The following is a 23597-nucleotide window of genomic DNA, read 5'->3' as shown; positions in this document are numbered from 1 at the left end:
ACAAGCAGCGGTATAGCGCCTACACAATAAAATGATAGGTGGTGCCTGACCTATTGAGTTAGTCAGCATTCAATTAATAAACAGGTACTACAAAACTCTATGAAGAGAATGTTAATCAACGCAACTCAGCAGGAAGAGCTAAGAGTTGCCCTTGTTGATGGTCAACGGTTATATGATTTAGATATTGAGTCTGGTTCAAGAGAACAAAAAAAAGCCAATATATACAAAGGAAAAATAACCCGTATTGAGCCCAGCCTGGAAGCAGCGTTTGTTGATTTTGGCGCTGAACGCCACGGCTTTCTTCCTCTTAAAGAAATTGCCAGAGAATACTTTGTTAACTCACCTCAAGGTCCTGGCCGCCTCAACATCAAAGATGTTGTCTCTGAAGGTCAGGAGATCATTGTTCAAGTTGATAAAGAAGAGCGCGGTAACAAAGGTGCTGCTTTAACCACTCTGGTCAGTCTGGCGGGTCGCTATTTGGTGCTTATGCCAAACAACCCCCGTGCTGGTGGTATTTCAAGACGGATTGAAGGGGATGAACGCGCTGAGCTGAGAGAAGCCAAAAGCAAGCTGGAGATTCCACCTGAGATGGGTGTTATCATCAGAACCGCTGGCTTAGGCCGTACTCATGAAGAGCTTCAATGGGATCTGAACTACCTACTCAGAATTTGGCAATCAATCAAAGAGGCATCAGCGGAGCAACCTGCTCCCTTCCTAGTCTTCCAGGAAAGCAATGTTATCATTCGTGCCATCCGTGACTATTTGCGCCAGGATATTGGTGAAGTACTGATTGATGACGCTACCGTTCATCAAGAGGCTCTTAAATTTGTCCAACAGGTGATCCCACAATATCAAAACCGGATCAAACTGTATGATGACAGCACACCTCTATTTAATCGCTTCCAAATTGAAAGCCAGATTGAAACCGCCTTTCAGCGTGAAGTAAAGTTACCTTCTGGTGGCTCCATTGTCATTGACCCTACTGAAGCCCTGGTGTCTATTGATATTAACTCTGCTCGGGCAACCCGTGGTGGTGATATTGAAGAAACAGCGCTACAAACCAATTTAGAAGCAGCTGAGGAAATTACTCGCCAGCTTCGGTTAAGAGACATTGGCGGCTTGGTTGTTATCGACTTTATCGATATGGGCCCTATCCGCAATCAAAGAGAAGTCGAAAACCGGATGCGTGAACTACTTCAAGTCGACCGCGCCCGAGTGCAAGTCAGCCGGATTTCTCGCTTTGGTTTAATGGAAATGTCCCGCCAGCGACTAAGGCCTTCCTTAGGTGAAACCAGTGGCGTAGTTTGCCCTCGCTGTAATGGTCAGGGCTCTATCCGTGATGTTGGCTCACTGTCACTATCAATCCTGCGCGTAGTTGAAGAAGAAGCACAAAAAGAACGCACCTCTGAAATTCGCACCCAGGTTCCTATCACCATTGCCGCCTTTTTACTAAATGAAAAGCGCTCATTGATTACAGATATTGAGCAGCGCTATGGCATTCGTGTGGTTGTGATTCCCAATCCAAATTTAGACACACCTCATTTTGAAGTGCAGCGTCTAAGGGAAGATCACTTACAAACTCAAACAACTGAAAGCAGCTATGAGATTGTCAGCGACTTAGAACCAGTAGATGTTGAATTTTCAACTGTTCGCAATACACCTAAACCTGAAGCAGCTGTTAAAAACATTGAGCCAACTGAGCCTGCGCCAGTACCAGCTAAGCCAAGTCTGTTTAAGTCTATTGTCAGTTCTTTATCTGGCATTTTTAGCCCGGAAGAAACTAAAGTAGCACCTCCACCAGCCGCTAAGGAGCAGCGTAGCTACAACCAATCGCGGCCACAACAGCAACGCCAACAGCAAAAGCCTCGCTCCGAGCGCTCTACTGAGCGCCCAGCAGGTCGCCGCAGTCGCTCTGACTATGAGAATAAACCAAACCGAGGCCGTGACTACGACAACAAGCCCAGTCGGGATAACAAGCAAGAGTTCACTGAAGAGACAGGCTATAAAAAAGAACGCCCCTCTCGTCGCTCAAACTCTCGCTATGAAGACAAAGCGCAGCCAACCACCAGCCAAGACCGCCAGGAAAGCGCTGCGACACCAACACAGACTGTTGAAAGCGACTCTCCAAAGCGTCGCCCTAGAAACGGCTCACCCAACAAGCGTCGTAGCAATCGCCCATCACAGCGAGGACGTGACTACAATGACAGTTCACAGGTAACTGAGACAGTCTCCGAGACTCAACCTACGACAACCACCACACAAATTCCAGCAACAGCTGAAGCACAACCCAAGTCTGCCCCCAAAGCAGTTGAGGGTAAAGCTCACAACACTACACCTGTTGAACCACAACAACCTGTAGTTACAGAAAAGCAGCCTTTACCAGTTACTGAAACTGGCTTCGAGCAAAAAGCTAGTGCTGAACCACAAAAGCAGTCAGAACCAGCAGACAAGCAAAAATTGGCGACGACTACTGAGTCATCAGAGCAGCCTAGTGAGAACCAACCTTCAGAGGTAGCTGCTGCTCCTCAAAGACGCCAGAGACGTCGAGCTTTAAATGATCCAAGAGAAGCGCGCCGTCAACAGGCAAAGCAGGCTGCTGACAAGAAACAGTCTGAGCCAGCTGCTCAGGAATCTGTCGCTGTGACTTTCAAGCCAGAGATTACTGAAGACGTGAAGTCTACCAAAGCTGAGTCAGAAACCCAGACCAGCTTTACAACTTCTTTGGTCACTGAAATTAAAGCGCCCAGCGAAGCAGAAGCAAAACCTGCTAAAACTGAAGCTGCTGCTGACAAAGGCAAGGGACAAGATACTAAGCAGTCCACAATCAACTCAGAGGAAGCCAGCTGATTCTACTTGGCTAAGCACTTCAAGCTAAAACCAAACTAGGAGGGCATGCCCTCCTAGTTTGGTTTTTTAAGCTGGAAAAACTATTGAAGAAACTATCTGAAACTAACCTAGTAAACTCTTGGTTCTACTTCCAACTCAATTCCAAATTGCTCACTTACTTTTTCAGCAATCTGACTGGCAAGCGCCATCACTTCACTACCTGTACCCATTCCTTTATTAACAATCACTAACGCTTGCTTATCATGCACCCCTACTTCTCCTAGGTATTGGCCCTTGAAGTTACACCGTTCTATCAACCAGCCAGCCGCCAGTTTTACCTGATCATTAGCTGCTGGATAGTGGGGTACTTCTGGGTAAGACTGAAGAATTGCCTTAAGCTGCGCTTGGGAAATAACTGGGTTTTTAAAAAAGCTGCCGGCATTACCCAGTACTGAGGGGTCTGGTAGTTTACTAGAACGAATATAGCACACAGTATCACTGACTAGCTCAGGCGTTACTGGTTTATCAGCTAGTAGCTGGCTCAATGGATAATAATGAAGCTTTGGCTGAAACTCAGTATTTAGCCTAAAGGCGACCTTAGCAATAATCCAGGGGGAGTCCGGCTGCTTAAAAATACTTTCTCGATAGCCAAACTGACATTCATCAACAGAAAATTGCTTAATTTCTTCTGTTTCCTGGTTAAATGCCCATAGGCTTTCCATAACATCTTTTAACTCAACTCCATAAGCTCCAATATTCTGAATGGGGGCAGCCCCGACTGTACCAGGAATCAACGAGAGATTTTCTAGACCTGATAATCCTTGCTGAAGCGCCCAACACACAAACTGATGCCAGCTTTCACCAGCACCTGCTTCTACAATCACCTGACCATTTTGCTGAGCTACAATCTGTTTGCCTTGTATAGCTATTTTGACGATCAGCCCCTCAAAGTGTTGAGTAAACACCACATTACTACCACCCCCTAAAGGAAGCAGCGTTAATTGGTGGGATTTTGCGTATTGAACCGCTTTGGTCAGCTCACTAAGTGAACGCACTTCAACCCAGTACTCTGTCGAGGCAGGGCAGCCTAAAGTATGATGAGATTGCAGGGCTACCTGGCGCTTTACTGATAAAGTCATTACAACGGATGTTCCTGCTTAATTTGCTGCAACAACCCTTGTGCAGCCATTTCCACTAAATCCAGCACCTGGGCAAAGCCATTTGCTCCACCATAGTAGGGGTCTGGAACTTCCATTTCGCTCTGCTGTTGAGCAAAGCTCATAAAAAGCTTTAGTTTATTATGGTGATTAACTGGAGCCAGCTGCTTTAATGCGGATAGATTATTTTTATCCATAGCCAGAATGTAGTCATAAGCCTCAAGATCATCGAGAGTGACTTGTTGTGCGCGTATCCAGCTGAGATCGTAGCCTCGCTGACTGGCCGCCTGCTGAGACCGCCCATCAGGCGGCTCACCAATATGATAAGCTGAGGTACCTGATGAAGCGACTTGAATTCGGTCAGCCAGCCCATCATCTACAACCATCTGCTGAAATATGCCATGGGCTGTCGGCGAGCGACAGATATTGCCTAGGCACACAAACATCACATTAATCATTATCTGCATTTCCCTCTACCAACAGCCGCACCTTAGCTAGATCCTGCTCAGTATCAACACCAATAGGTGGCACCTCAACTGCCTGTGCCACGGCTATTTTGACACCCTGCCATAAAGCTCTCAGCTGCTCCAAACACTCCAGTTGCTCAGTTGGCGCCACAGGCCAGTTAACATAACGATGTAACAACCCTACCCGATAACCATAAATACCAATATGCCGATAAAATGGGCCCGAAGGTAACTGAGTAGGTAGCTGTGCTAAATTGAACTGCTCCCGGCTCCAAGGTATTGGCGCACGGCTAAAGTAACTGGCTTCCCCTTGGGCATTTAATACCACTTTCACAACATTCTGGTTGAACAAGTCATCAACTTCAGTAATTGACTCAATTAATGTGGCCATTTCGCACTCAAGTTGCGAGCCAAGCAAACCAGCTACTTGATTAATCACTGAAGGAGGAATCAATGGTTCATCCCCCTGAATGTTCACCACCACCTCATCATCAGCCAAAGCCAATTTCCTAGCCACTTCTTCCACCCGATCAGTGCCTGAAGGATGATTAGCCGCAGTTAGACAAACTTCTCCACCAAAAGATTGAACCACCTCAGCAATTCCTTGATGGTCCGTGGCTACCACTACCCGAGCAGCCTGGCTTTGCAATGCTTGCTGATATACATGCTGAATCATTGGCTTATCGCCAATTAGCAATAGTGGCTTACCTGGTAGCCGGGTTGATGCATAACGAGCAGGTATGACAACTGTGAATTTCATAAGAGAAATAGCTTCAGTAGTATAAGATAAGTGATTGAATTACTTATTTAATCTTTCATCCGTTGTTAAAGTGCGCGCTTCTTGTTCAAGCATAACTGGAATCCCATCACGGATTGGATAAGCCAAAGCATCATGACGACAAATCAACTCTTGATGTTCTTGGTCATACTTTAACTCCCCTTTACACAAAGGGCAGGCGAGAATTTCTAGCAGTTTTTTATCCAACATATTCTTTATTGGTTAACCTTTTTTGATTGTGCTTGTTTAACCTTCTCTTTTAACTGCCGCCAAAAGCTTTCAGGCAGCTTAGCAGCCACCAGCAAACTCCAGTGCTTGGCAGTGGCAAATGATCGACACTTCACTGCATCCTTTGATGTCATCAACACGGGTAGCTGATCATCAAACTGAACGTCTTTTGCTGTTAGCTGTGCATGATCATCCTTTGGATGAGGAATCACCTGCATCCCCAAAGATTCGCAAGTAGCAAAGAAGCGCGCGGGGTTGCCAATACCTGCGACGCCATGCACTTGCTTAAAGTCATCAAGACTGCCCCTAGTCAATGGCCGTTTTTCTCCACTACTGACTTGTACTAAACACTCGGGAACCAGTGCCATTAACTGCTGAGGCTCTGTAATAGCCACTAACGGTGCATCTCCATTCACTACGACAAAGTCAACTGTTTTCAGCCGCCCTGGTGGCTCTCTTAACGGTCCTTGGGGCAAACAATAGCCATTTCCTAAACCACGAGCACCATCAATGACCACCAACTCGATATCACGACCTAGTGGGTAATGCTGCAAGCCATCATCAGCAACAATGATATCAGTCTCAGGAAATTGATTCAGCAGCCCTTTTGCTGCTGCCACTCGCTGAGGGGCTACCATTACAGGCACACCTGTAAGCTGAGCCAGCATTACCGGCTCATCACCCGCCACACTTGGATCACTATCAGGGGTAACAGCTAACGGGTAATAAGATGACTTTCCCCCATAGCCACGGCTAATAATCCCAGGGGTACATCCCCAGCCTTTCAGTTGCTCAATCATTGCTGTGACTAAAGGTGTTTTCCCTGTACCTCCTACTGTAATATTACCCACTACAATCACAGGTACTGGTGCTTGCCAAGCAGGCTCTGCCCCACTAAGAAAGCGCTGTCGTTTATGCCTAATAACCTGCTGATACAACAGCCTTAAAGGCATTAGCCAACGCAGCTGACGATCTGGTTGATACCAGGCATTTACCAGCCAGTTCATGGACTCACCAATTTAAATACGAAGCAGTAAACAAAATTAGGCCAGCAACAGGCTGGCCTAATTAAATTAAGTAGTAAAGAGTATCAAGGTCTGATTATTCTACTCTTCTTTTGACTTTTCTTGGGTAGTAATACTTAAGTGGACAAACCCCAATTGACCTGCTGCATCCATTGCTGTCACTACCGCCTGATAAGGTGCATTGGCGTCAGAGGTGATCACCAACGGCAGTTTATTATTGCCTTTTGACTCTTTTTGTAATGCGGTTTTGAGCGTTTTAATTGACGTATTGACCAGCGACTTGGCATTCACTGCATATTCACCGGTTTTACTGATCAGAATTTCAATTTGATCAGGCTTATTATCAACCGGCTCACCTGTAGCTTCTGGTAAATCAACACTTAAATGGGTTTCTTTAGTAAATGTGGTGGTTACCATAAAGAAGATCAGCAGCAAAAACACCACATCAATCAATGGGGTGAGGTTAACGGAAACCTCTTCCGTTAGTTGCCTGCGAAACTTCACTTGCCTACCTCACTGTAATCCACTTCACGCTCACCATGGAGCACTTCTACCAGTTTCGTGGCCTCTTGTTCCATGGCAATCACCAGCTCATCCACTCGGCGCACATAAAACCGGTGCATAATCAATGCAGGGATGGCAATTGTCAGACCTGCAGCTGTTGTAATCAGCGCCTCGGAAATACCACCCGCTAATGCATCCGCATTACCTGTACCGGAAATCTGAATTTCGGCAAACACTTTTATCATCCCAATGACTGTACCCAATAGACCTAATAGTGGGGTGATCGCAGCAATGGTGCCCAAACTATTTAAAAAGCGCTCCAAATCATGAACAACGCCAGAAGCCGCTTCTTCAATCCCCTCTTTCATGATTTCGCGACCATGTTTGGAGTTGCTTAAGCCTGCAGCCAAAATTTGCCCTAATGGGGAGCTGCCTTTTAGCTCTTTAAGTCGTTTACTATCAAGCTGTTTATTTTTAATCCATTTCCAAACCAAGGCTAGCGTATGTTTAGGTGCAATTTTTGAGGGCCTTAATGTCCAGGCACGCTCGATAATAATAGCCAAGGCAAGAATAGAACAAATAAGAATTGGCAGCATTAGCCAGCCACCGGCTACAATGAGTTCTTTCACGACATCTCCCCTTATGAATGTTGGGCCAACTCTAACATAAAGTTATAAGCGACCGAATAGCCTAGTGCTAACTTTTTGTGACCAATATCTAGGATAATCAAGGCGGTAGCGCATTGTTAAGGCTGGTTCTGCTGCTTTATCAAACAGCCACTGAATTGACCCTTCATCTGCTGTATTGTAGGTAAGGATTCCCGACTGTTGCAGTCGCTTGACTAATTTTTTATTCGGGTGGCCATAACGGTTTTGATAGCCTGCGGAAAACAATACAACTGATGGCTTTACCTGCTTAATAAAAGATACACTTGTAGCATAATAACTGCCATGGTGAGCCGCAACCAAGACAGACGACTTAAGCTGTTGCCTCCACTGTGTAACCAATTGACGCTCCTGTTTTGCTGATATATCCCCCGTTAGCAGGAGCTGATGATTACCTGTCATCACTTGCAGAACACAAGAGCGCTCATTTCGATCCTTACCCTGCGTACCCGCCAAATAGCGAAATACCACACCATCCCATTGCCAGCTTTGTCCTGCCTGACAGGGTTGTACCGGTTGAGCCAGTCTGATTTCTGTAGCTGTACCAGACTCTAACCCATCGATAAAGACGGCTGTACTTAGTTCCTTTAGCCCACCACTATGATCTTGATCAGCATGACTAATAATCAGCTTATCTAAATGGTTAATTTGCTGCTGTTTTAAAAATGGAATGATTACCGCACCCACCGCACTAAAACGTGGATTCCACTGTGGCCCTGTATCATAAATCAAGCGGTGATTTTTAGTCTCAATCAATGCGCCCAACCCCTGCCCAACATCAAACAACGTCAAACGAAACTGGCCAGCCTCAAGTGATGGAGGCTCAGGTTTAAAATAACCAACTAATACTCCCACCATGATTAGCCCGCTCCGTCCAGGCAATCCTGCTGGTAATAGCCAAGCTAAGGCAAACAGTAATACTCCCAAAGGTGTCAAGGCAAATGTTGTCTGTTCACCCGCTGATAATTGGGCAAGCAACTCAACACCAGCTGCCAGCCCTTGATTGAGCATTTTTAAGCAAGTCCAACCAAACGCTGAAAAGCTTGCTAGCAATACCGCAACCAACAAAGCTGGCATTATAACAAAACCCAATAGCGGTATTACCAGCAAGTTAATCAGTGGGGAATACCAAACGCTCACTTGCTGCCAGTGAATAAACAGTGGAAGCAAGGCAATCCAAACAATCCACTGGGGCTTAATCCATAGAGAAGTAACACCAGTGACAGCCCGACGATGACTAAAAGCCACTAACAGTGCTGCAACGGCAACAAATGAGTACCAAAACCCAGCACTGACAACGGCTAGTGGCTGCCACAACAATACAAAAGCCAATGCCACCCACCAGTAGCTTAGCGGTTGAAACTGCCAGCGCCCTGCGAAGGCTACAGCACCAATGGTGAGCATTACCCAAGCACGCTGAACAGGGAGTTGAAAGCCACTTAACAGCGCATATCCTGTCGCCAATATCCAGCCTGCGCCAATGGCCCATTCCCTAGCTGTAACAATTAATGGTAACAGCTGCAATTTTACCAATACTGAAGCTAGTAGCGCTCCCAATACGGCACACAAACCTATATGCAGCCCCGACACAACAACCAAATGAGTCGTACCAGTTTTATTCAACGCATCCCACTGGTTTGGTGTAATAGCGGTTTGATCTCCCAACAACAGCGCTAACAGCAAGCCGAGTGATTCACCTGATAGTTGTTGCGTGTAATGTTGCTTTAGCTTCCAGCGCCATTGATCAAATAGCGTTAGCCATTGGCAGCACCCTAACAACTGATTTTGCTGACTTTCTCTGACATACCCCGTTGCATCAATCCCTAGCTGTAATAAGTAACCTTCATAATCAAAAGCACCAGGGGATGCAAAACCATGGGGGCGCTTGAGCTTAACCAACAGCTGCCAGTATTGGCCAGGTGCCAGGCTTGGCTGCTGTTGATACCAATAAAGCCTAACTTTATCAGGCATAAAAATGTCATTAGTCCCAGGAGGCTGTTTTGGAACTTCAATATGAGTCACTTTAAAGTCAAAACGATAGCCATGGTCCCGGTGCTGAGGCAACCCAACAATATAGCCACTGATTAGCAAAGGCTGCCGTTCAAGTGGCTTTGGTAGCAACTCTGCCAATCCTATCAAGCCATAAGATACCCCCCAGCAACAACCCAAAGTTAAACCAAATAAGCCAACTAGCCAGCCATAAGCCAATCGCCAACGCAAAACGACTACAGCAGCTAAAATGGTTAAACCAACTACCAAATACCAAAAAGTAAGCTGAGGTAAATAAGCCACGAGTACGCAGCCAAAAGAAAAAGCTATTAGACTGCTACGCATCTATAGAGAACCATTTAAAATAAATGCATAATACGCCTGTTTAAGAAGGCCACTAAGTTAACATTTTTTAACAGGCTGCTTAATTGGTAGTTATCTAGCAGAGCCCATCAATGCCCAAAAAACTATTTAAGCGCTATCTGCCCCATCCAGATACGATTAAACAGAATAAATCTCTCCAGCGATTTTTAGGCCATCGAATACACGACCCTAATCTTTGGCATTTAAACCGTCGTTCAGTGTCATCCGCTTTTTTTGTGGGAGTATTCTGTGCGTTCATTCCTATTCCCTTCCAAATGGTAGTCTCCGCTTTTCTGGCTTTTATTTTTCGCTGTAATTTACCAATATCTGTCGCACTAGTATGGATTACCAACCCAGTCACCATGCCCGCCATTTTTTACTTTACCTATAAAGTAGGCTGTTTCTTACTCAATACGCCAGTACTACATATTGAAATGGAACTGACCACCGAATGGGTTAGCAGCCAGCTAGCTAACATCTGGCAACCTTTGTATTTCGGCTCTATCATTAGTGGCGTTGTCTTGGGGTTAGTCAGTTATTTTCTAATCCGTGTATATTGGCGATGGCATGTTGCTAAAGCTTGGCAACACCGAAAAAAAAAGCGGAAAAGTCAGCCTCATGACAGACACTGACGACTCAAGCACTACACTTTTCTTAACCCTTGAAGTAAATGCCCTATGAATAAACGTTTTAACTCGAGACGTAAAAACCCCAAACAGCAAGGCCGTGGCACACTGGAAAATATTGTGACCGATGGGCCTCATAACGAATGGTTAGGCATGCCGGATTACTACATCCATACCTTAACCGTCGATGGAGAAGAGTATAATTATTTAAGCCCAGACGAAGTGCTTGATGTTAAGGTCGGTGATAAGGTCGTTTTCCGATACCAATTGGCTGGTAAAATCAAGCGTATTGATAAACGCTCCTTAGGCATTGCAATTGACCCAAGTACTTATTTAAATCAAACGACAGATGATGATGACTAAGCACCTGTTGTTTTGCATAAAAAGCACTCACTAAAAAAGCAAAAGGCCGTGAGTCTGATCTCAAACGGCCTTTTTATTTTAAAAATACGACTGATGTTATTGCTGGAACTTGTTAACCGAGACCAGTTGTCCATCCTCCAGCTTCAATACTCGATCCATTTGTTGAGCTAACCCCAGATCATGGGTAACTACCACAAATGCGGTATTCACCGTCTGGCTAAGCTCATGCATCAATCGATGGATACTATGTGCTGTATGCTGATCCAAATTACCTGTTGGTTCGTCCAGTAAGACACACTTTGGTTGAGTAACCAAAGCACGAGCAATAGCGACCCGCTGCCGCTCACCACCGGATAACTCACCTGGTTTATGCTGTAGCCGGTGACCCAAACCTACTTGTTCTAACAGTTTAATCGAGCGAGCCTTCGCCTCCTTGACTGACACTTCTTTACGCATTAACAGTGGCATGGAGACATTTTCAACCGCCGAGAACTCAGGCAGTAAATGGTGAAACTGATACACAAAACCTAAACTACGATTTCGAACCAGCCCCCGTTGGTTCTCATTCAGCAGGGTTATATCCTGGTTATCTAACAGTACAGTGCCATGCGAAGGGGTATCCAACCCGCCCAATAAGTTAAGTAATGTAGTTTTGCCCGAGCCAGAGCTACCCACAATACTGACTCGCTCCCCGACTTCCAGCTGAAAGTTGATTTTTTTAATGACCTCAACTGTCGCAGGACCTTCTTGGTAGTATTTGGCTAAATCCTGGCATACTAAGACTGGATGACTACTCATAACGTAAGGCCTCTGCAGGTTGAGTGTTAGCAGCACGGAAAGCAGGATAAACAGTCGCTAAAAAGCTTAGTAACAGCGTAGCAACGGCTATTAGGCCAACATCCTGCCATTGCAACTGGGAAGGTAAGTAGCTGATAAAATAAACGTTAGAATCCAAAAACTGTATGTTAAGCAAATGTTCTATAGCTTTGATCCAAGCAGGCAAGTTCAATGCAGTAACAACTCCAGCAATCACTCCAAGTAATGTACCCAGCACGCCGATAACAGCCCCTTGCACCATAAAAATGGCCATTACCGTACGAGTAGTTGCCCCAAGAGTACGTAAAATCGCAATATCAGATTGCTTATCATTTACCACCATGACTAGCGTAGCGACAATATTAAAAGAAGCCACTGCAATGATCAGGGTTAGCAGTAAACCAACAATGGTTTTTTCCATTTGAATGGCTTGGAATAAGCTACCATGGGTACGAGTCCAGTCTCTCACGTAATAGCGTCCAGGCAAGTTGCTGGCTACTTGCCAAGCAACTTCTCGAGACTTAAACAAGTCTTTGAGTTGTAAGCGAATACCTAGCACGCCTTGGTTAATTCGCATCAGCTTAGCGGCATCTTTATAGTGGATATAGGCTAAGCTGGCATCCAGCTCAGCACCCACTCGAAAAATACCCACGACATTAAAACGCTTCAGTCTAGGGAAAACTCCAGCAGGGTTAATCGATGCCTCAGGTAAAACCAGCGTGACTTTATCACCGACGTTCACCCCTAATTGACGAGACAATATATCGCCTAAAATAATACCGAACTTGCCTGGTACCAGGTCAGTCAGTTTACCTGCATCCAAGTGCTCATCAATAATTGAGACTTTACTTTCATAGTCAGGGTTAATCCCTTGAATATAGGCACCTTTTACATGACCACTTTGAGTAAGCATGGCTTGAGTGCTGATGAAGGGAGCTGCCCCAATCACTTCTGGTGACTCTTCAACCTGCTTGATCAGCTCAGGCCAGTTCTCAATGGTGCCTTGAGCCGTGGTAATAGTGGCATGGGGAACCATACCTAAAATGCGCTGTTTCAGTTCTCGGTCAAATCCATTCATCACTGACAACACAACAATCAATACCCAAACCCCTAACGCCAAACCAAGAAAGGAGATCAGCGAGGTGAAGGAAATAAAGCGATTACGTCGTTTGGCTGCGGTATAACGCAAGCCAATAAAAAACGGTAATGGTTTGAACATGAAGTTTTTTGCCTTACAGACCAGATGTTTCCCAGTGAATTCTCAAGGATTGAGCATAACCTTATGAAATATTCGGGCTAAAATGTTAATGGAGTTACTAAATAATTAACAGGGCGGTTATTATGCCAGAAGAACTGGCTGATCGGCGCGATTTTTATCGAATCGATGACACTGTAGCAATCAGTTACCAGGTGATGGATGCCTGCCACCAGCCAGACTCCAAGTACTTTCCTTTTAATAATGAAGCTGAAATCTTCCACTTATCCAGCAACCTGCAAACATTAGAAAGTGAAGCTCATCACTTATTGAGAGTTATTAATGATAAGAACCGCGCGATTGCCCAATACTTAAAGAATATTGATCGACGCCTTCAACTGATGGGCAATGCCATAGCATCTTGTAGTAGCGAATTGCTTAACCTTCCTAAACAGAAAGTCAGCCTGAGTGAAGGCGGCTTGAGCCTTAACCAAGCTGATCCGCTTCCCGTCGATCAATACCTAGCCATTAAGCTGGTATTGCAGCCAAGCCATGCCGGCTTGTTGATTACCGGGAAGATAGTAAAATGTGACAAAATTAAAACTGGTTATCACAACCGAATCACGTTTGAACATATACTTGAGCCCGATCGCCAGTTGTTGGCCAAGCACATTATTCAGTATCAGGCCAAGCAAAGGCGACAGCAATTGGAACAGTCGAAGCAGGAGTCGTCATCATGAAAACACTCATTCAGGCTACCCTTACCAGTGGGCTTATCTGCCTAGCGTGTTTAACTAATGCTCAAGAGCTAACCGTTGGCCAACATGCTCAGGCCAGTCAACAATCAGCCCAGCCAGGCCATGGCATGAAACAACAAGCAGTAGTTGCGAAATACGGTCAACCCAGCGAGAAAACCTCCGTCGGTCAACCGGTCATTTCAACCTGGCGCTACGCCGATTTTACCGTCTATTTTGAAAATGATACGGTGCTATACAGTGTCGCGAATCGTTCATCACAAGAGTAGCTAGCATTTATGAAGTTAATTGGCCATCGCGGGGCCCGAGATGAGGCTCCAGAAAACACTATTGCAGGTTTTCGACATGCAATTAGCCTAGGTATATTTGACTTTGAGCTAGACCTTCGGCTAAGCAAAGATGGCCAACTGGTGGTAATCCATGACGCTACGGTTGACCGCACCACCAATGGTAGTGGCAAAGTAGCACGCTTAACAGCCAAAGAATTCAGCCAACTCAATGCTCAGTTTGCCCACCCCCTTTGGGATCAGCCCTGCTCTGTACCACTACTCAGTGATTTATTGGCTGCATGCCCTGAAGTCAACAGTGTTCAGTTGGAAATGAAAGCGGATAACCGCGCCGAAGCTTACGCTGTAGCTGAGGCTACCCATGAGTTCTGCCAGCAGTATAAGGGCAGTGCTACCTTAATCCTGACTTCAATTAATCGCCACTGCCTGACTACATTGGCTCGTCTAAAAAGCCCGCAACCCAGAGGGTTAGTTGCAGAATACCCCTTCCCTTCGCCCGTTCATACAGCGAAAAAGCTCGGCTGCCAATACTTGTGCTTAGATCAGGCTCTTTGCTCCCCTGCTCGGGTCAAAGCGGCCACAGAAGCTGGCTTAACCGTATCCGTCTGGACTGTCAATGATCTGGATGTAGCAAGAAAGCTAGCGGCAATTAGTGGTGTCAGCAGTTTAATTACCGACCGCCCTAGTGAGTTAATGACGCTATTTAAAGATGCAGCTTAAATCACTCCTACTTCCAGGCCAGGTGTCAGACTTAAAACAACCGATTTAATCCATTCAGTGCTGCAACCCGATAGGCTTCCGCCATGGTGGGATAGTTAAAGGTAGTATTGACAAAGTAATTCAGTGTATTGGCCTCACCTTTTTGACTCATGATGGCTTGCCCGATATGGACAATTTCAGATGCTTGATCACCAAAACAGTGAATGCCCAGCACTTCTAACGTTTCCCGGTGAAACAGGATTTTCAACATCCCCACTGGCTCATTACTGATCTGCGCTCTGGCCATAGCTCTGAAATGGGCCTGGCCAACCTCATAAGGAACTTTTTCTGCGGTTAATTCCTGTTCGTTTTTTCCTACTGAGCTGATTTCTGGAATAGTGTAAATACCAGTAGGTACATCATTAACAAAGCGCCAGTCATTATTCGCCGCAATATTACCAGCTGCTGAGCGCCCTTGGTCAAATGCGGCGCTGGCTAGGCTAGGCCAACCAATCACATCACCTGCCGCATAAATATTTTCAACGGAAGTTTGGTAATGCTGGTTAACTTCCAGTTGACCACGGCTGTTTGGCTCAATTCCCACATGTTCTAGCCCCATCCCTTGAGTGTTCCCGGTACGACCATTTGCCCATAACAAAGCATCTGACTTTACTTTTTTACCTGACTTCAGATACAGCACCACGCCATCTTCAGTACCTTCTATTTTGTCATATTCTTCACGATGACGAATTAACACGCCCTGATGGCGCAAGTGGTAACTTAGTGCATCAGAAATTTCATCATCTAAGAAAGACAACAAGTGTTCACGGGTGTTAATTAAATCAACCTTCACCCCTAACCCACTGAAAATAGAAGCATATTCACAGCCAATGACACCAGCGCCATAAATAATAATACGACGCGGGGTATGCTTCAGTTGCAAAATAGTGTCACTATCGTAGATTCGCTCATGACTAAAATCCACATTGGCAGGACGGTAAGGACGAGAGCCAGTAGCAATGACAATATCTTTGGTTACCAGCTGTTCAATCGAGCCATTATGCTGGACTACTTCAACGGTGTTTTGATCAATAAGACGCCCATGTCCAAATAAAATATTTATCCGGTTGCGAGCATAATATTGGGTGCGAGACTTTACTTGCTTACTGATAACGTTTTCAGCTTTTTTCAGCACATTAGGAAAACTAAACCAACGGGGCTCTCCAATAGCCCGAAACATGGGGTCTGTGTTAAATGAAATAATTTCTTTAACCGAGTGTCGCAACGCTTTTGAAGGTATTGTGCCTAAATGGGTGCAGTTACCCCCCACCAATGCAGACTGCTCTACCACCGCCACTCGCTTGCCAAGCTTGACAGCATTCATGGCTGCCCCTTCACCAGCAGGGCCAGAGCCTAGCACTACCACATCATAGTTTGTTACACCCATGATAAAAAATACTCCAACATCAATTAATTATTACTGATTTATATTTACTTATTGGTTGTACCAGCGTCATAGAAAAGCGCATCACCTTGATCTGCTGGGGTGAGCTGTTGTTGTTTTTCTTTATCACACTTAGCCTGATCACCACCGCAAATATCACAGGCGGTATCCATGCCCAGCGCACTGATTCCACCGCATGAGCCTTTGATTGGTTTCTTTGCCAAAATGACCCCGATTGCCATAGCAACCACAATGAGCAACATCAAACAAAACGCCAGGAAAATAGTCATCTTTAATACCTCAATTAATTACTGCACCCTTCTTGAATACGTTTTAAGCTTTGTTATCTTCACGCTTCACCCCAGTCACTGATTATTTACACGCTCCTGGGGCTTCATCACTCGATGGCCTCGTCTAAAAACCATTCACTTTGGCTGTATTAGTGGCAAGATACGTTTTGAACGCTTCACTTGCCACCGATTTAAAGCCTTGTCCTGTTTTGACAATAAAATAGGCTGCAATATTTTCTTGATTAGCAATCGCCAGCCCTTGCTCTGGACCCAGCACCATAAACATAGTGGATAAACCATCCGCTCTTGCAACATTTTCATCAATCACTGTCACTGAAGCCAGCCGGTGAGTAATAGGATAACCAGTGCGTGGATCAATGGTATGAGAGTAACGTTTACCCTCAATTTCAAAATAGTTGCGATAATCTCCTGAAGTAGCCACCCCTTTACCATCGACCTGAACCACTAAATTAGGTTCTTGTTGCACCATGAGTTCTGGCTGTTCAATACCAATTCGCCAATGTTCACCTGTTGGTTTAAGTCCTTTGGCTTTCAGCTCACCACCTACTTCCACCATATAGCTGTTAATTGCCAAGCCTTCCAGCGCTTTAGCTACCTGATCAACCGCATAACCTTTAGCTATTGAAGACAGATCCACAAACACCGGCTTACGCTTAGTCAACTGGTTTTGTTGCTTATTGACCTCAACACTGCCATAGCCCACTTTAGCAAAAGCGGCTTTAATCTGAGCCTCTTCCGGTACCTGGTCTGGCCGGTGATCAGGACCAAACCCCCACAAGTTAACCAATGGCCCCACTGTGACATCATAAGCCCCTGATGATAGTCTGGAGAGTTGCTGGCTCAATGCTACTAGCTCAATAATATCGGCAGACAGAGTATAAGGCTGATTGATGGCTGCTACATTGAACTGCATTAATTCCGAATCATTAATGTAAGTAGACATTCGGGCATTAATATCATCTAACACCTGTTGTACAACTTGTTTAACCTGTTGCTGGGATACTGTGTCAGATTTTACGATATACTTCACATGATACCGGGTCCCCATAGTAGGACCCGTTACCTTTTCTACTTTGGCTGAGTCACAACCGACTAATACAAACAACAAACAACAAACGACTAGTGAAAACTTTCCTGCTATCTTCACTATCCACCTCATAATCAAAGCCTAAAAAACAAAAGGGTTCAGAAGCCTACCCTCTGAACCCTTTTTGAGTGCTTTCAGTGACGGTTAGCCACCAAAATCATCTAGCAGAATATTATCCCGCTCAACACCAAGATCTTCTAGCATCTTGATGACTGCAGCATTCATCATGGGTGGTCCACACATGTAGAACTCACAGTCTTCAGGTGCAGGATGATCCTTCAGGTAGTTCTCATATAACACCTGATGGATAAAGCCTTGATAGCCTTCCCAGTTATCTTCAGGTAATGGGTCAGATAACGCCAAGTGCCATTTGAAATTTTCGTTCTCTTCCTGCAGCTGATCATATTCTTCTGTATAAAAAGCTTCACGAAGCGAACGCGCACCATACCAGAAAGAAATTTTCCGTTTAGAGCTTAGACGCTTCAACTGGTCAAAGATATGTGAGCGCATCGGTGCCATGCCCGCACCACCACCCACAAAGACCATTTCTGCATCAGTCTCTTTGGCAAAGAACTCACCAAATGGGCCATACACAGAAATTTTGTCACCCGGCTTCAGGTTAAATACATAAGAAGACATTTGCCCTGGTGGATGCTTAGTGCCAGGAGGTGGAGAAGCAATCCGAATATTGAATTTCAGGATCCCCTTCTCTTCCGGGTAGTTCGCCATGGAGTAAGCACGAATCACTGTTTCATCAACCTTTGACTCATACTTAAACTGATCAAACCGATCCCAATCACCCCGATACTCATCTGGAATTTCAAAGTCTTTGTAATAAACATGATGGGGTGGCGCTTCTAACTGCACATAACCACCTGCACGGAAATCTACGTTTTCCCCTTCAGGCAGTTTCAGCGTCAGCTCTTTAATGAAAGTGGCTACGTTGTCATTGGAAACAACCTCACACTCCCATTTTTTAACCCCAAAAAACTCTTCCGGCACTTCAATTTTCATATCGTGCTTAACAGCAACCTGACAAGCTAAGCGCCAGCCCTCTTTAGCATCACGGCGAGTAAAATGTGGCTCTTCGGTAGGCAGCATTGAGCCACCACCATCAAGCACTTTACATTTACACTGAGCACAGGTACCACCGCCACCACAGGCAGAAGAAAGGAAGATATTTTGTGCTGACAGGGTTTGCAGCAGTTTACTGCCCGCAGGCACTTTAACGGACTTGTCAGGGTCATCATTAATACTAATAGTGACATCACCTGAGCTAACCAGTTTAGAACGAGCAACCAAAATTACCGCGACCAATAACAATACGATCACAGTGAACATGGTTACTCCGGTAAGAATTACACCCGTTTCACTCATCGTTCAAACCTTCTTGTTGTGTCTTAAAGCTGCACGCCTGAGAAAGACATAAACCCAAGTGACATCAAACCGACAGTTATGAAAGTCACCCCCAGACCACGCAAGCCAGCTGGTACATCGCTATATTTAAGCTTTTCACGAATACCGGCTAATGCCGCAATTGCTAGTGCCCAACCTAAACCAGCACCCACACCATATACAGCACTTTCACCAAAGGTGTAGTCACGCTGTACCATAAACAATGAAGCACCCATGATGGCGCAGTTTACTGTGATCAATGGCAAGAATACGCCTAGCGCGTTATACAACGCAGGCACATAGCGGTCTAAGAACATTTCTAGGATTTGCACGATGGCGGCAATTACGCCAATGTAACTCAGTAAGCCTAAGAAGCTTAAATCCACATCAGGTAGCCCTGCCCAAGCTAGTGCTCCATCTTTCAGCACATGCTGATAAATCAAGTTATTAACTGGGACAGTAATCGCTAGGACCACAATGACGGCAATACCAAGACCAATTGCCGTTTGAATTTTCTTGGAAATCGCCAGGAAGGTACACATCCCCAAGAAAAAGGCCAATGCCATATTTTCAATAAAAACAGCTTTAACAAACAGGCTTAAATAATGCTCTAACATTACATCGCCTCCTTAAACTGACTTTGAGGCGCCATTTTAAAATCAGGTTCTTCCACTTGGTCTTTTTTCCAGGTCCGTAAGGCCCAGATAAATAAGCCGATCAAGAAGAAAGCACTCGGTGGTAATAGCAATAAGCCATTAGGTTGATACCAGCCACCCTCATTCACCACAGGCAGGATTTCAATGCCTAATAGTTTACCGGCACCAAATAACTCACGAATCGTACCCACAATAATCAGGATAACGCTGTAGCCTAAACCATTACCAACCCCATCCAAAAAACTGGGTAATGGCGGGTTTTTCATGGCAAAAGCTTCTGCACGTCCCATTACAATACAGTTGGTAATAATCAAACCAACGAATACGGACAGCTGCTTACTGATACTGTAGGCATAAGCTTTCAGTAACTGATCAACCACTATTACCAGCGAGGCAATAATAGTCATCTGCACAATAATCCGAATATTGTTTGGAATCTGGGTACGAATTAAGGAGATAAACAGATTCGAAAAAGCCGTTACCGAGGTAAGGGCTATACACATTACCAACGTCACTTGCAGACTAGTGGTAACGGCTAACGCCGAACAAATACCCAATATTTGCAGGGCAATTGGGTTATTATTGAAAATCGGCGTTAGCAAAATTTCTTTTGCTTTGACAGTCATTGTTATGCCTCCCCTTTTCTAACATTGGTCAGGAAAGGACCAAAACCATTTTCACCAAGCCAGAAGTGCAATAAGTTTTGCAGGCCCCGGCTTGTCAGTGTTGCACCGGCTAAACCATCCACTTGATGCTTAAAGCTTGGGTTGCCTGGGTTAGCTCCCCCTTTTACCACGGATATATCCACACCAAACTGGTCATTAAAGACTTGCTTACCTGGCCACTGTGCTTTCCACTTAGGGTTATCTACCTCACCACCTAAGCCTGGGGTTTCACCATGATCATAAAACCCTAAGCCCACCACAGTTTTGGTATCACCTTCCAAGGCAAGAAAGCCGTACATAGTTGACCATAGCCCATAACCATGTACTGGCAGAATTAACTTCTCCACTTTTCCTTGATTTTCAACCAAATAAACTGTGGCATAGTGAGCACGACGCTTAATACTGGCTATATCGTCTTCACCACTGAGTACCGCAGATAATTTAGGGTTCTTAGCTGCTGAGCGCTGCTCGTAAGCTTGGGCATCAACCGCATCAGTGAATTTACCTGTACGCAGATCAACAATTTTGGTTTTGATTTGCTTGAACTGTTCTTTAACAGTGGCTCCTTCCTCCATTAGCCCAGCAATCTCAAGAATACTGCGCTGCATTGACAGCTTCTTGTTTTCAGTTTGAGCTGGTTTCAAGAAAACCGCTGCACTGGATACAACAATTGAGCAAACCAAGCAGAGCAATACGGTAACAATGACCGTTCTTTGAATAGTATCGTTATTAGCTGACATTGGCTCTTGCCTCCCGACGCTTGATATTGGCTTGAACCACAAAATGGTCAATCAAGGGTGCAAATAAGTTGGCAAATAAAATGGCTAACATCATACCCTCTGGGAAAGCAGGGTTTATGACACGAATCAGCACTACCATTACGCCAACCAGGCCACCAAAGTACCATTTACCTTTATCAGTCATCGATGCAGAGACTGGGTCAGTCGCCATAAAGAACATACCAAAGGCAAACCCACCTAATACTAAGTGCCAATACCAAGGCATAGAGAACATGGGGTTGGTATCAGAGCCCACCAGGTTAAAGAGTAAGGAGGTGGCAATCATGCCAATCATCACCCCAGCGACGATCCGCCAAGAAGCAATGCCCATTACCAGTAATACAATTCCACCCAGAGCAATGGCAAAGGTTGAAGTCTCACCAATAGAGCCTTGCATAAAGCCAAAGAAAGCATTTGACCAGTTCAACTGTTGTTGTAAAGCGTTTACACCATCAGTAGCTGCCACGCTCAAGGCAGTCGCACCACTAAAACCATCAACCGCTGTCCATACCGTATCACCTGACATTTCAGCAGGATAAGCAAAGAACAAGAAGGCCCGACCGGTCAGCGCTGGGTTTAAGAAGTTTTTCCCAGTACCACCAAATACCTCTTTACCAATGACCACACCAAAGCTAATCCCTAAGGCTGCTTGCCATAAGGGCACATCGGGTGGCACGATCAAGGCAAACAGTACAGAGGTAACAAAGAAGCCTTCATTGACTTCATGACCTCTAACCATTGCAAACAGGACTTCCCAGAAGCCACCTACCACAAATACTACAAAGTAAATGGGAATAAAGTAGGCTGCCCCATGAATGAAACAGTCCCAAATACTATCGGCAGAGTAGCCAGCAAACATTTCAATAAAACCAGCACGCCAGCCTTCAACTGCAGCAATGCCTAAGTCAGCCATGGCTGTGTTGGCTTGTAGCCCCACGTTGTACATACCAAAGAACATGGCTGGGAAAGTACAGAGCCAGACGGTAATCATCATCCGTTTCAGGTCCAGCCCATCCCGCACATGAGAAGTCGTAGCAGTCACTTTACCTGGGGTATAAAAAATGGTGTCAGCAGCCTCATATAAGGCATACCACTTTTCGTACTTACCCCCTTTATGGAAGTTGGGTTCAATTTTGTCTAAAAGCTGTCTTAGTGCCTTCATGATTAGCCCTCCACTTCAATACGCGTCAGGTTATCACGCAGGATGGGACCATATTCGTACTTACCTGCACACACATAACTGCACAGGGCAAGGTCCTCTTCATCCAGCTCTAAACAACCCAGTTGTTGAGCTACCACGGTATCACCCACAATCAGTGCCCGTAACAGTTGGGTAGGCAGAATATCCAGCGGCATAACTTTTTCGTAATTGCCCACAGGTACCATGGCCCGCGCACTACCGTTGGTAGTAGTGGTAAAATTAAACAGCCGACTCGGTGACAACTTCGACAGGTATATGCCTAGTACAGAGTGCTTGTCTTTACCTGGGGAAAGCCAACCTATAAATTCCCGCTCGCTGCCTTCTAACAAAATAGAAACTTGCACATGATAACGGCCTAGATACGCAAACGGCCCTTTACCACTGCGCCCACCAAACACAGAGCCTGAGATCAGCCGGTTTTCTCCCTTTTTCTGCTCACCCGCACAAAGTGCTTCTAAGCTTGCACCCACTTGGGCTCGAACTAAACGCGGTTTTTCTGCTTGAGGGCCACCTAGCGCCACGACCCTATCTGTATACAATTTACCTGTAGTAAACAGCTTGCCAATAGCAATCACATCTTGATAACCAATATGCCAAACCGATTTATGGGCATGTACAGGGTCTAAATGATGAATATGCGTGCCTGGTAAACCAGCAGGATGTGGGCCAGCAAAAGACTCAGTTACCACTTTGGCTTGCCCTGTTGGGATCTGCTTATCAGGTGCCTGACACACAAATACCTTGCCTTCTGTCAGTCGACCAATAACTTCCAGCCCTTGGCCAAAGGCTTCAGCTTGCTCTGTAATAATGACAGCAGGGTCAGCAGCTAATGGATGAGTATCAATAGCAGTAACAAAAATAGAATGGGGTATCGCATCTACTGCCGGTACTTTACTAAAAGGCCGAGAGCGAAAAGCCGTCCACTGTCCTGATTTAATCAGGTTATCAGTGACTTGCTCGCGACTTAGCGTAGCGAGTTGCCCTGCCTCATATTGTGCAAAAGCTTCTTCTTCATCCCCTTCAATGTCGATGACAAGCGACTGAAATACCCGCTTTTCACCACGATTAATCGCAGCAACTACGCCTGCTGCAGGTGCAGTATAAAAAATACCGGGGGATTTTTTATCTTCGAATAGAATTTGGCCTTTTTTGACACGATCTCCCTCCGCCACTTGCATGGTCGGTTTCATGCCAGGATAGTCAAAGCCAACCACCGCCACAGACTTCACTTGGCGGGCATCGTCGGCAATCACCTGTTCTGGTGAACCAGTTATGGGAAGATCCAGGCCCCGTTTGATATTGATCATACGTCGATG

General features: G+C 45.5%; 25 protein-coding genes. 6 read left to right on the top strand and 19 right to left on the bottom strand.

Annotation, left to right across the window (positions count from 1 at the left end; translation table 11 throughout):
• Positions 1-99: 99 nt before the first annotated feature.
• Positions 100-2847 carry an Rne/Rng family ribonuclease gene (locus OQE68_RS24850; RefSeq protein ID WP_180567035.1) on the top strand — a complete coding sequence of 916 codons (2748 nt, stop codon included), beginning with the start codon at positions 100-102 and terminating at the stop codon, positions 2845-2847.
• Positions 2848-2954: 107 nt separating this feature from the next.
• Here the strand turns inward: OQE68_RS24850 and murB are convergent, their stop codons facing one another.
• From murB to OQE68_RS24810, 8 genes are all read right to left on the bottom strand, one after another.
• Positions 2955-3965: a UDP-N-acetylmuramate dehydrogenase gene (gene murB / locus OQE68_RS24845; protein WP_180567034.1), complete on the bottom strand. Its 1011-nt coding sequence runs from the start codon at positions 3963-3965 to the stop codon at positions 2955-2957.
• Positions 3965-4450, bottom strand: coding sequence for a low molecular weight protein-tyrosine-phosphatase (locus OQE68_RS24840; RefSeq protein ID WP_353618519.1), 486 nt, complete (start codon positions 4448-4450; stop codon positions 3965-3967). Before OQE68_RS24840 ends, murB begins: the two co-directional genes overlap by 1 nt.
• The gene (gene kdsB / locus OQE68_RS24835) at positions 4434-5210 is read right to left on the bottom strand and encodes a 3-deoxy-manno-octulosonate cytidylyltransferase (RefSeq protein WP_180567033.1); all 777 of its coding nucleotides are present in this window, start codon (positions 5208-5210) and stop codon (positions 4434-4436) included. The genes OQE68_RS24840 and kdsB overlap by 17 nt, the downstream gene beginning before the upstream one ends.
• A 39-nt stretch (positions 5211-5249) precedes the next feature.
• Positions 5250-5435: a Trm112 family protein gene (locus tag OQE68_RS24830; RefSeq protein WP_180567185.1), complete on the bottom strand. Its 186-nt coding sequence runs from the start codon at positions 5433-5435 to the stop codon at positions 5250-5252.
• 8 nt (positions 5436-5443) lie between these two features.
• Positions 5444-6463: a tetraacyldisaccharide 4'-kinase gene (lpxK, locus tag OQE68_RS24825; RefSeq protein WP_180567032.1), complete on the bottom strand. Its 1020-nt coding sequence runs from the start codon at positions 6461-6463 to the stop codon at positions 5444-5446.
• Between the two features lie 99 nt (positions 6464-6562).
• Positions 6563-6985 (bottom strand): ExbD/TolR family protein, encoded by a 423-nt coding sequence (locus OQE68_RS24820; RefSeq protein WP_180567031.1) that lies wholly within the window; start codon positions 6983-6985, stop codon positions 6563-6565.
• Positions 6982-7614: a MotA/TolQ/ExbB proton channel family protein gene (locus tag OQE68_RS24815; RefSeq protein WP_180567030.1), complete on the bottom strand. Its 633-nt coding sequence runs from the start codon at positions 7612-7614 to the stop codon at positions 6982-6984. The genes OQE68_RS24820 and OQE68_RS24815 overlap by 4 nt, the downstream gene beginning before the upstream one ends.
• A gap of 42 nt (positions 7615-7656) precedes the next feature.
• A complete protein-coding gene (locus OQE68_RS24810; protein ID WP_180567029.1) occupies positions 7657-9984 on the bottom strand; it encodes a DNA internalization-related competence protein ComEC/Rec2 in 2328 nt (775 codons plus the stop codon).
• A gap of 110 nt (positions 9985-10094) precedes the next feature.
• Here OQE68_RS24810 and OQE68_RS24805 point away from each other — a divergent pair, with 110 nt between their 5' ends.
• Together OQE68_RS24805 and OQE68_RS24800 are read left to right on the top strand one after the other, a co-directional pair.
• Positions 10095-10634: a DUF2062 domain-containing protein gene (locus OQE68_RS24805; protein ID WP_180567028.1), complete on the top strand. Its 540-nt coding sequence runs from the start codon at positions 10095-10097 to the stop codon at positions 10632-10634.
• A gap of 45 nt (positions 10635-10679) precedes the next feature.
• A complete protein-coding gene (locus tag OQE68_RS24800) occupies positions 10680-10991 on the top strand; it encodes a hypothetical protein (protein WP_180567027.1) in 312 nt (103 codons plus the stop codon).
• A gap of 96 nt (positions 10992-11087) precedes the next feature.
• Here the strand turns inward: OQE68_RS24800 and lolD are convergent, their stop codons facing one another.
• Both lolD and OQE68_RS24790 read right to left on the bottom strand, forming a co-directional pair.
• Positions 11088-11789 carry a lipoprotein-releasing ABC transporter ATP-binding protein LolD gene (lolD, locus tag OQE68_RS24795; RefSeq protein ID WP_180567026.1) on the bottom strand — a complete coding sequence of 234 codons (702 nt, stop codon included), beginning with the start codon at positions 11787-11789 and terminating at the stop codon, positions 11088-11090.
• Positions 11782-13026, bottom strand: a complete 1245-nt coding sequence (locus tag OQE68_RS24790) for a lipoprotein-releasing ABC transporter permease subunit (RefSeq protein WP_180567025.1) — start codon at positions 13024-13026, stop codon at positions 11782-11784. The genes lolD and OQE68_RS24790 overlap by 8 nt, the downstream gene beginning before the upstream one ends.
• 122 nt (positions 13027-13148) lie before the next feature.
• On the opposite strand from OQE68_RS24790, the gene OQE68_RS24785 reads away from it, so the two are divergent.
• Genes OQE68_RS24785 through OQE68_RS24775 form a run of 3 tightly spaced genes read left to right on the top strand, consistent with a single transcriptional unit; the run spans position 13149 to position 14764 of the window.
• Positions 13149-13742, top strand: a complete 594-nt coding sequence (locus OQE68_RS24785; RefSeq protein WP_180567024.1) for a PilZ domain-containing protein — start codon at positions 13149-13151, stop codon at positions 13740-13742.
• Positions 13739-14026, top strand: a complete 288-nt coding sequence (locus OQE68_RS24780; protein ID WP_180567023.1) for a hypothetical protein — start codon at positions 13739-13741, stop codon at positions 14024-14026. Before OQE68_RS24785 ends, OQE68_RS24780 begins: the two co-directional genes overlap by 4 nt.
• A 9-nt stretch (positions 14027-14035) precedes the next feature.
• Positions 14036-14764, top strand: coding sequence for a glycerophosphodiester phosphodiesterase (locus OQE68_RS24775; protein ID WP_180567022.1), 729 nt, complete (start codon positions 14036-14038; stop codon positions 14762-14764).
• A 31-nt stretch (positions 14765-14795) separates the two neighbouring features.
• Here OQE68_RS24775 and sthA read toward each other — a convergent pair whose 3' ends face one another.
• The 9 genes from sthA to OQE68_RS24730 all read right to left on the bottom strand — a co-directional run bounded on the left by sthA (position 14796) and on the right by OQE68_RS24730 (position 23588).
• Positions 14796-16190 carry a Si-specific NAD(P)(+) transhydrogenase gene (gene sthA / locus OQE68_RS24770; RefSeq protein ID WP_180567021.1) on the bottom strand — a complete coding sequence of 465 codons (1395 nt, stop codon included), beginning with the start codon at positions 16188-16190 and terminating at the stop codon, positions 14796-14798.
• 44 nt (positions 16191-16234) lie between these two features.
• Positions 16235-16477 carry a (Na+)-NQR maturation NqrM gene (nqrM, locus tag OQE68_RS24765; protein ID WP_180567020.1) on the bottom strand — a complete coding sequence of 81 codons (243 nt, stop codon included), beginning with the start codon at positions 16475-16477 and terminating at the stop codon, positions 16235-16237.
• Between the two features lie 124 nt (positions 16478-16601).
• Entirely contained in the window at positions 16602-17657 is a 1056-nt protein-coding gene (locus OQE68_RS24760) for an FAD:protein FMN transferase (RefSeq protein WP_180567019.1), read from the bottom strand.
• Between the two features lie 72 nt (positions 17658-17729).
• Entirely contained in the window at positions 17730-18962 is a 1233-nt protein-coding gene (nqrF, locus tag OQE68_RS24755; RefSeq protein ID WP_180567018.1) for an NADH:ubiquinone reductase (Na(+)-transporting) subunit F, read from the bottom strand.
• A gap of 23 nt (positions 18963-18985) precedes the next feature.
• On the bottom strand, positions 18986-19597 hold the full coding sequence (gene nqrE / locus OQE68_RS24750) for an NADH:ubiquinone reductase (Na(+)-transporting) subunit E (RefSeq protein WP_180567017.1): 612 nt from the start codon (positions 19595-19597) through the stop codon (positions 18986-18988).
• Positions 19597-20262, bottom strand: coding sequence for an NADH:ubiquinone reductase (Na(+)-transporting) subunit D (locus OQE68_RS24745; RefSeq protein ID WP_180567016.1), 666 nt, complete (start codon positions 20260-20262; stop codon positions 19597-19599). Before OQE68_RS24745 ends, nqrE begins: the two co-directional genes overlap by 1 nt.
• 2 nt (positions 20263-20264) lie before the next feature.
• Entirely contained in the window at positions 20265-21041 is a 777-nt protein-coding gene (locus OQE68_RS24740; RefSeq protein WP_180567015.1) for a Na(+)-translocating NADH-quinone reductase subunit C, read from the bottom strand.
• Positions 21031-22242 (bottom strand): NADH:ubiquinone reductase (Na(+)-transporting) subunit B, encoded by a 1212-nt coding sequence (locus tag OQE68_RS24735; RefSeq protein WP_180567014.1) that lies wholly within the window; start codon positions 22240-22242, stop codon positions 21031-21033. The genes OQE68_RS24740 and OQE68_RS24735 overlap by 11 nt, the downstream gene beginning before the upstream one ends.
• A gap of 2 nt (positions 22243-22244) precedes the next feature.
• Positions 22245-23588 (bottom strand): Na(+)-translocating NADH-quinone reductase subunit A, encoded by a 1344-nt coding sequence (locus OQE68_RS24730; RefSeq protein WP_180567013.1) that lies wholly within the window; start codon positions 23586-23588, stop codon positions 22245-22247.
• Between the last annotated feature and the right edge of the window lie 9 nt (positions 23589-23597).

Source organism: Spartinivicinus marinus (assembly GCF_026309355.1).
Lineage (GTDB): Bacteria > Pseudomonadota > Gammaproteobacteria > Pseudomonadales > Zooshikellaceae > Spartinivicinus > Spartinivicinus marinus.
The sequence above is the reverse complement of the archived record's forward strand: the minus strand, read 5'-3'. Positions and strand labels throughout refer to the sequence as shown.

Excerpts from the sequence above, each read along its gene's own strand:
- OQE68_RS24850 (WP_180567035.1), top strand. The coding sequence starts at position 100 with ATGAAGAGAATGTTAATCAACGCAACTCAGCAGGAAGAGCTAAGAGTT.
- murB (WP_180567034.1), bottom strand. The coding sequence starts at position 3,965 with ATGACTTTATCAGTAAAGCGCCAGGTAGCCCTGCAATCTCATCATACT.
- OQE68_RS24840 (WP_353618519.1), bottom strand. The coding sequence starts at position 4,450 with ATGCAGATAATGATTAATGTGATGTTTGTGTGCCTAGGCAATATCTGT.
- kdsB (WP_180567033.1), bottom strand. The coding sequence starts at position 5,210 with ATGAAATTCACAGTTGTCATACCTGCTCGTTATGCATCAACCCGGCTA.
- lpxK (WP_180567032.1), bottom strand. The coding sequence starts at position 6,463 with ATGAACTGGCTGGTAAATGCCTGGTATCAACCAGATCGTCAGCTGCGT.
- OQE68_RS24810 (WP_180567029.1), bottom strand. The coding sequence starts at position 9,984 with ATGCGTAGCAGTCTAATAGCTTTTTCTTTTGGCTGCGTACTCGTGGCT.
- OQE68_RS24805 (WP_180567028.1), top strand. The coding sequence starts at position 10,095 with ATGCCCAAAAAACTATTTAAGCGCTATCTGCCCCATCCAGATACGATT.
- OQE68_RS24800 (WP_180567027.1), top strand. The coding sequence starts at position 10,680 with ATGAATAAACGTTTTAACTCGAGACGTAAAAACCCCAAACAGCAAGGC.
- lolD (WP_180567026.1), bottom strand. The coding sequence starts at position 11,789 with ATGAGTAGTCATCCAGTCTTAGTATGCCAGGATTTAGCCAAATACTAC.
- OQE68_RS24790 (WP_180567025.1), bottom strand. The coding sequence starts at position 13,026 with ATGTTCAAACCATTACCGTTTTTTATTGGCTTGCGTTATACCGCAGCC.
- OQE68_RS24785 (WP_180567024.1), top strand. The coding sequence starts at position 13,149 with ATGCCAGAAGAACTGGCTGATCGGCGCGATTTTTATCGAATCGATGAC.
- OQE68_RS24780 (WP_180567023.1), top strand. The coding sequence starts at position 13,739 with ATGAAAACACTCATTCAGGCTACCCTTACCAGTGGGCTTATCTGCCTA.
- OQE68_RS24775 (WP_180567022.1), top strand. The coding sequence starts at position 14,036 with ATGAAGTTAATTGGCCATCGCGGGGCCCGAGATGAGGCTCCAGAAAAC.
- sthA (WP_180567021.1), bottom strand. The coding sequence starts at position 16,190 with ATGGGTGTAACAAACTATGATGTGGTAGTGCTAGGCTCTGGCCCTGCT.
- nqrM (WP_180567020.1), bottom strand. The coding sequence starts at position 16,477 with ATGACTATTTTCCTGGCGTTTTGTTTGATGTTGCTCATTGTGGTTGCT.
- OQE68_RS24760 (WP_180567019.1), bottom strand. The coding sequence starts at position 17,657 with ATGAGGTGGATAGTGAAGATAGCAGGAAAGTTTTCACTAGTCGTTTGT.
- nqrF (WP_180567018.1), bottom strand. The coding sequence starts at position 18,962 with ATGAGTGAAACGGGTGTAATTCTTACCGGAGTAACCATGTTCACTGTG.
- nqrE (WP_180567017.1), bottom strand. The coding sequence starts at position 19,597 with ATGTTAGAGCATTATTTAAGCCTGTTTGTTAAAGCTGTTTTTATTGAA.
- OQE68_RS24745 (WP_180567016.1), bottom strand. The coding sequence starts at position 20,262 with ATGACTGTCAAAGCAAAAGAAATTTTGCTAACGCCGATTTTCAATAAT.
- OQE68_RS24740 (WP_180567015.1), bottom strand. The coding sequence starts at position 21,041 with ATGTCAGCTAATAACGATACTATTCAAAGAACGGTCATTGTTACCGTA.
- OQE68_RS24735 (WP_180567014.1), bottom strand. The coding sequence starts at position 22,242 with ATGAAGGCACTAAGACAGCTTTTAGACAAAATTGAACCCAACTTCCAT.
- OQE68_RS24730 (WP_180567013.1), bottom strand. The coding sequence starts at position 23,588 with ATGATCAATATCAAACGGGGCCTGGATCTTCCCATAACTGGTTCACCA.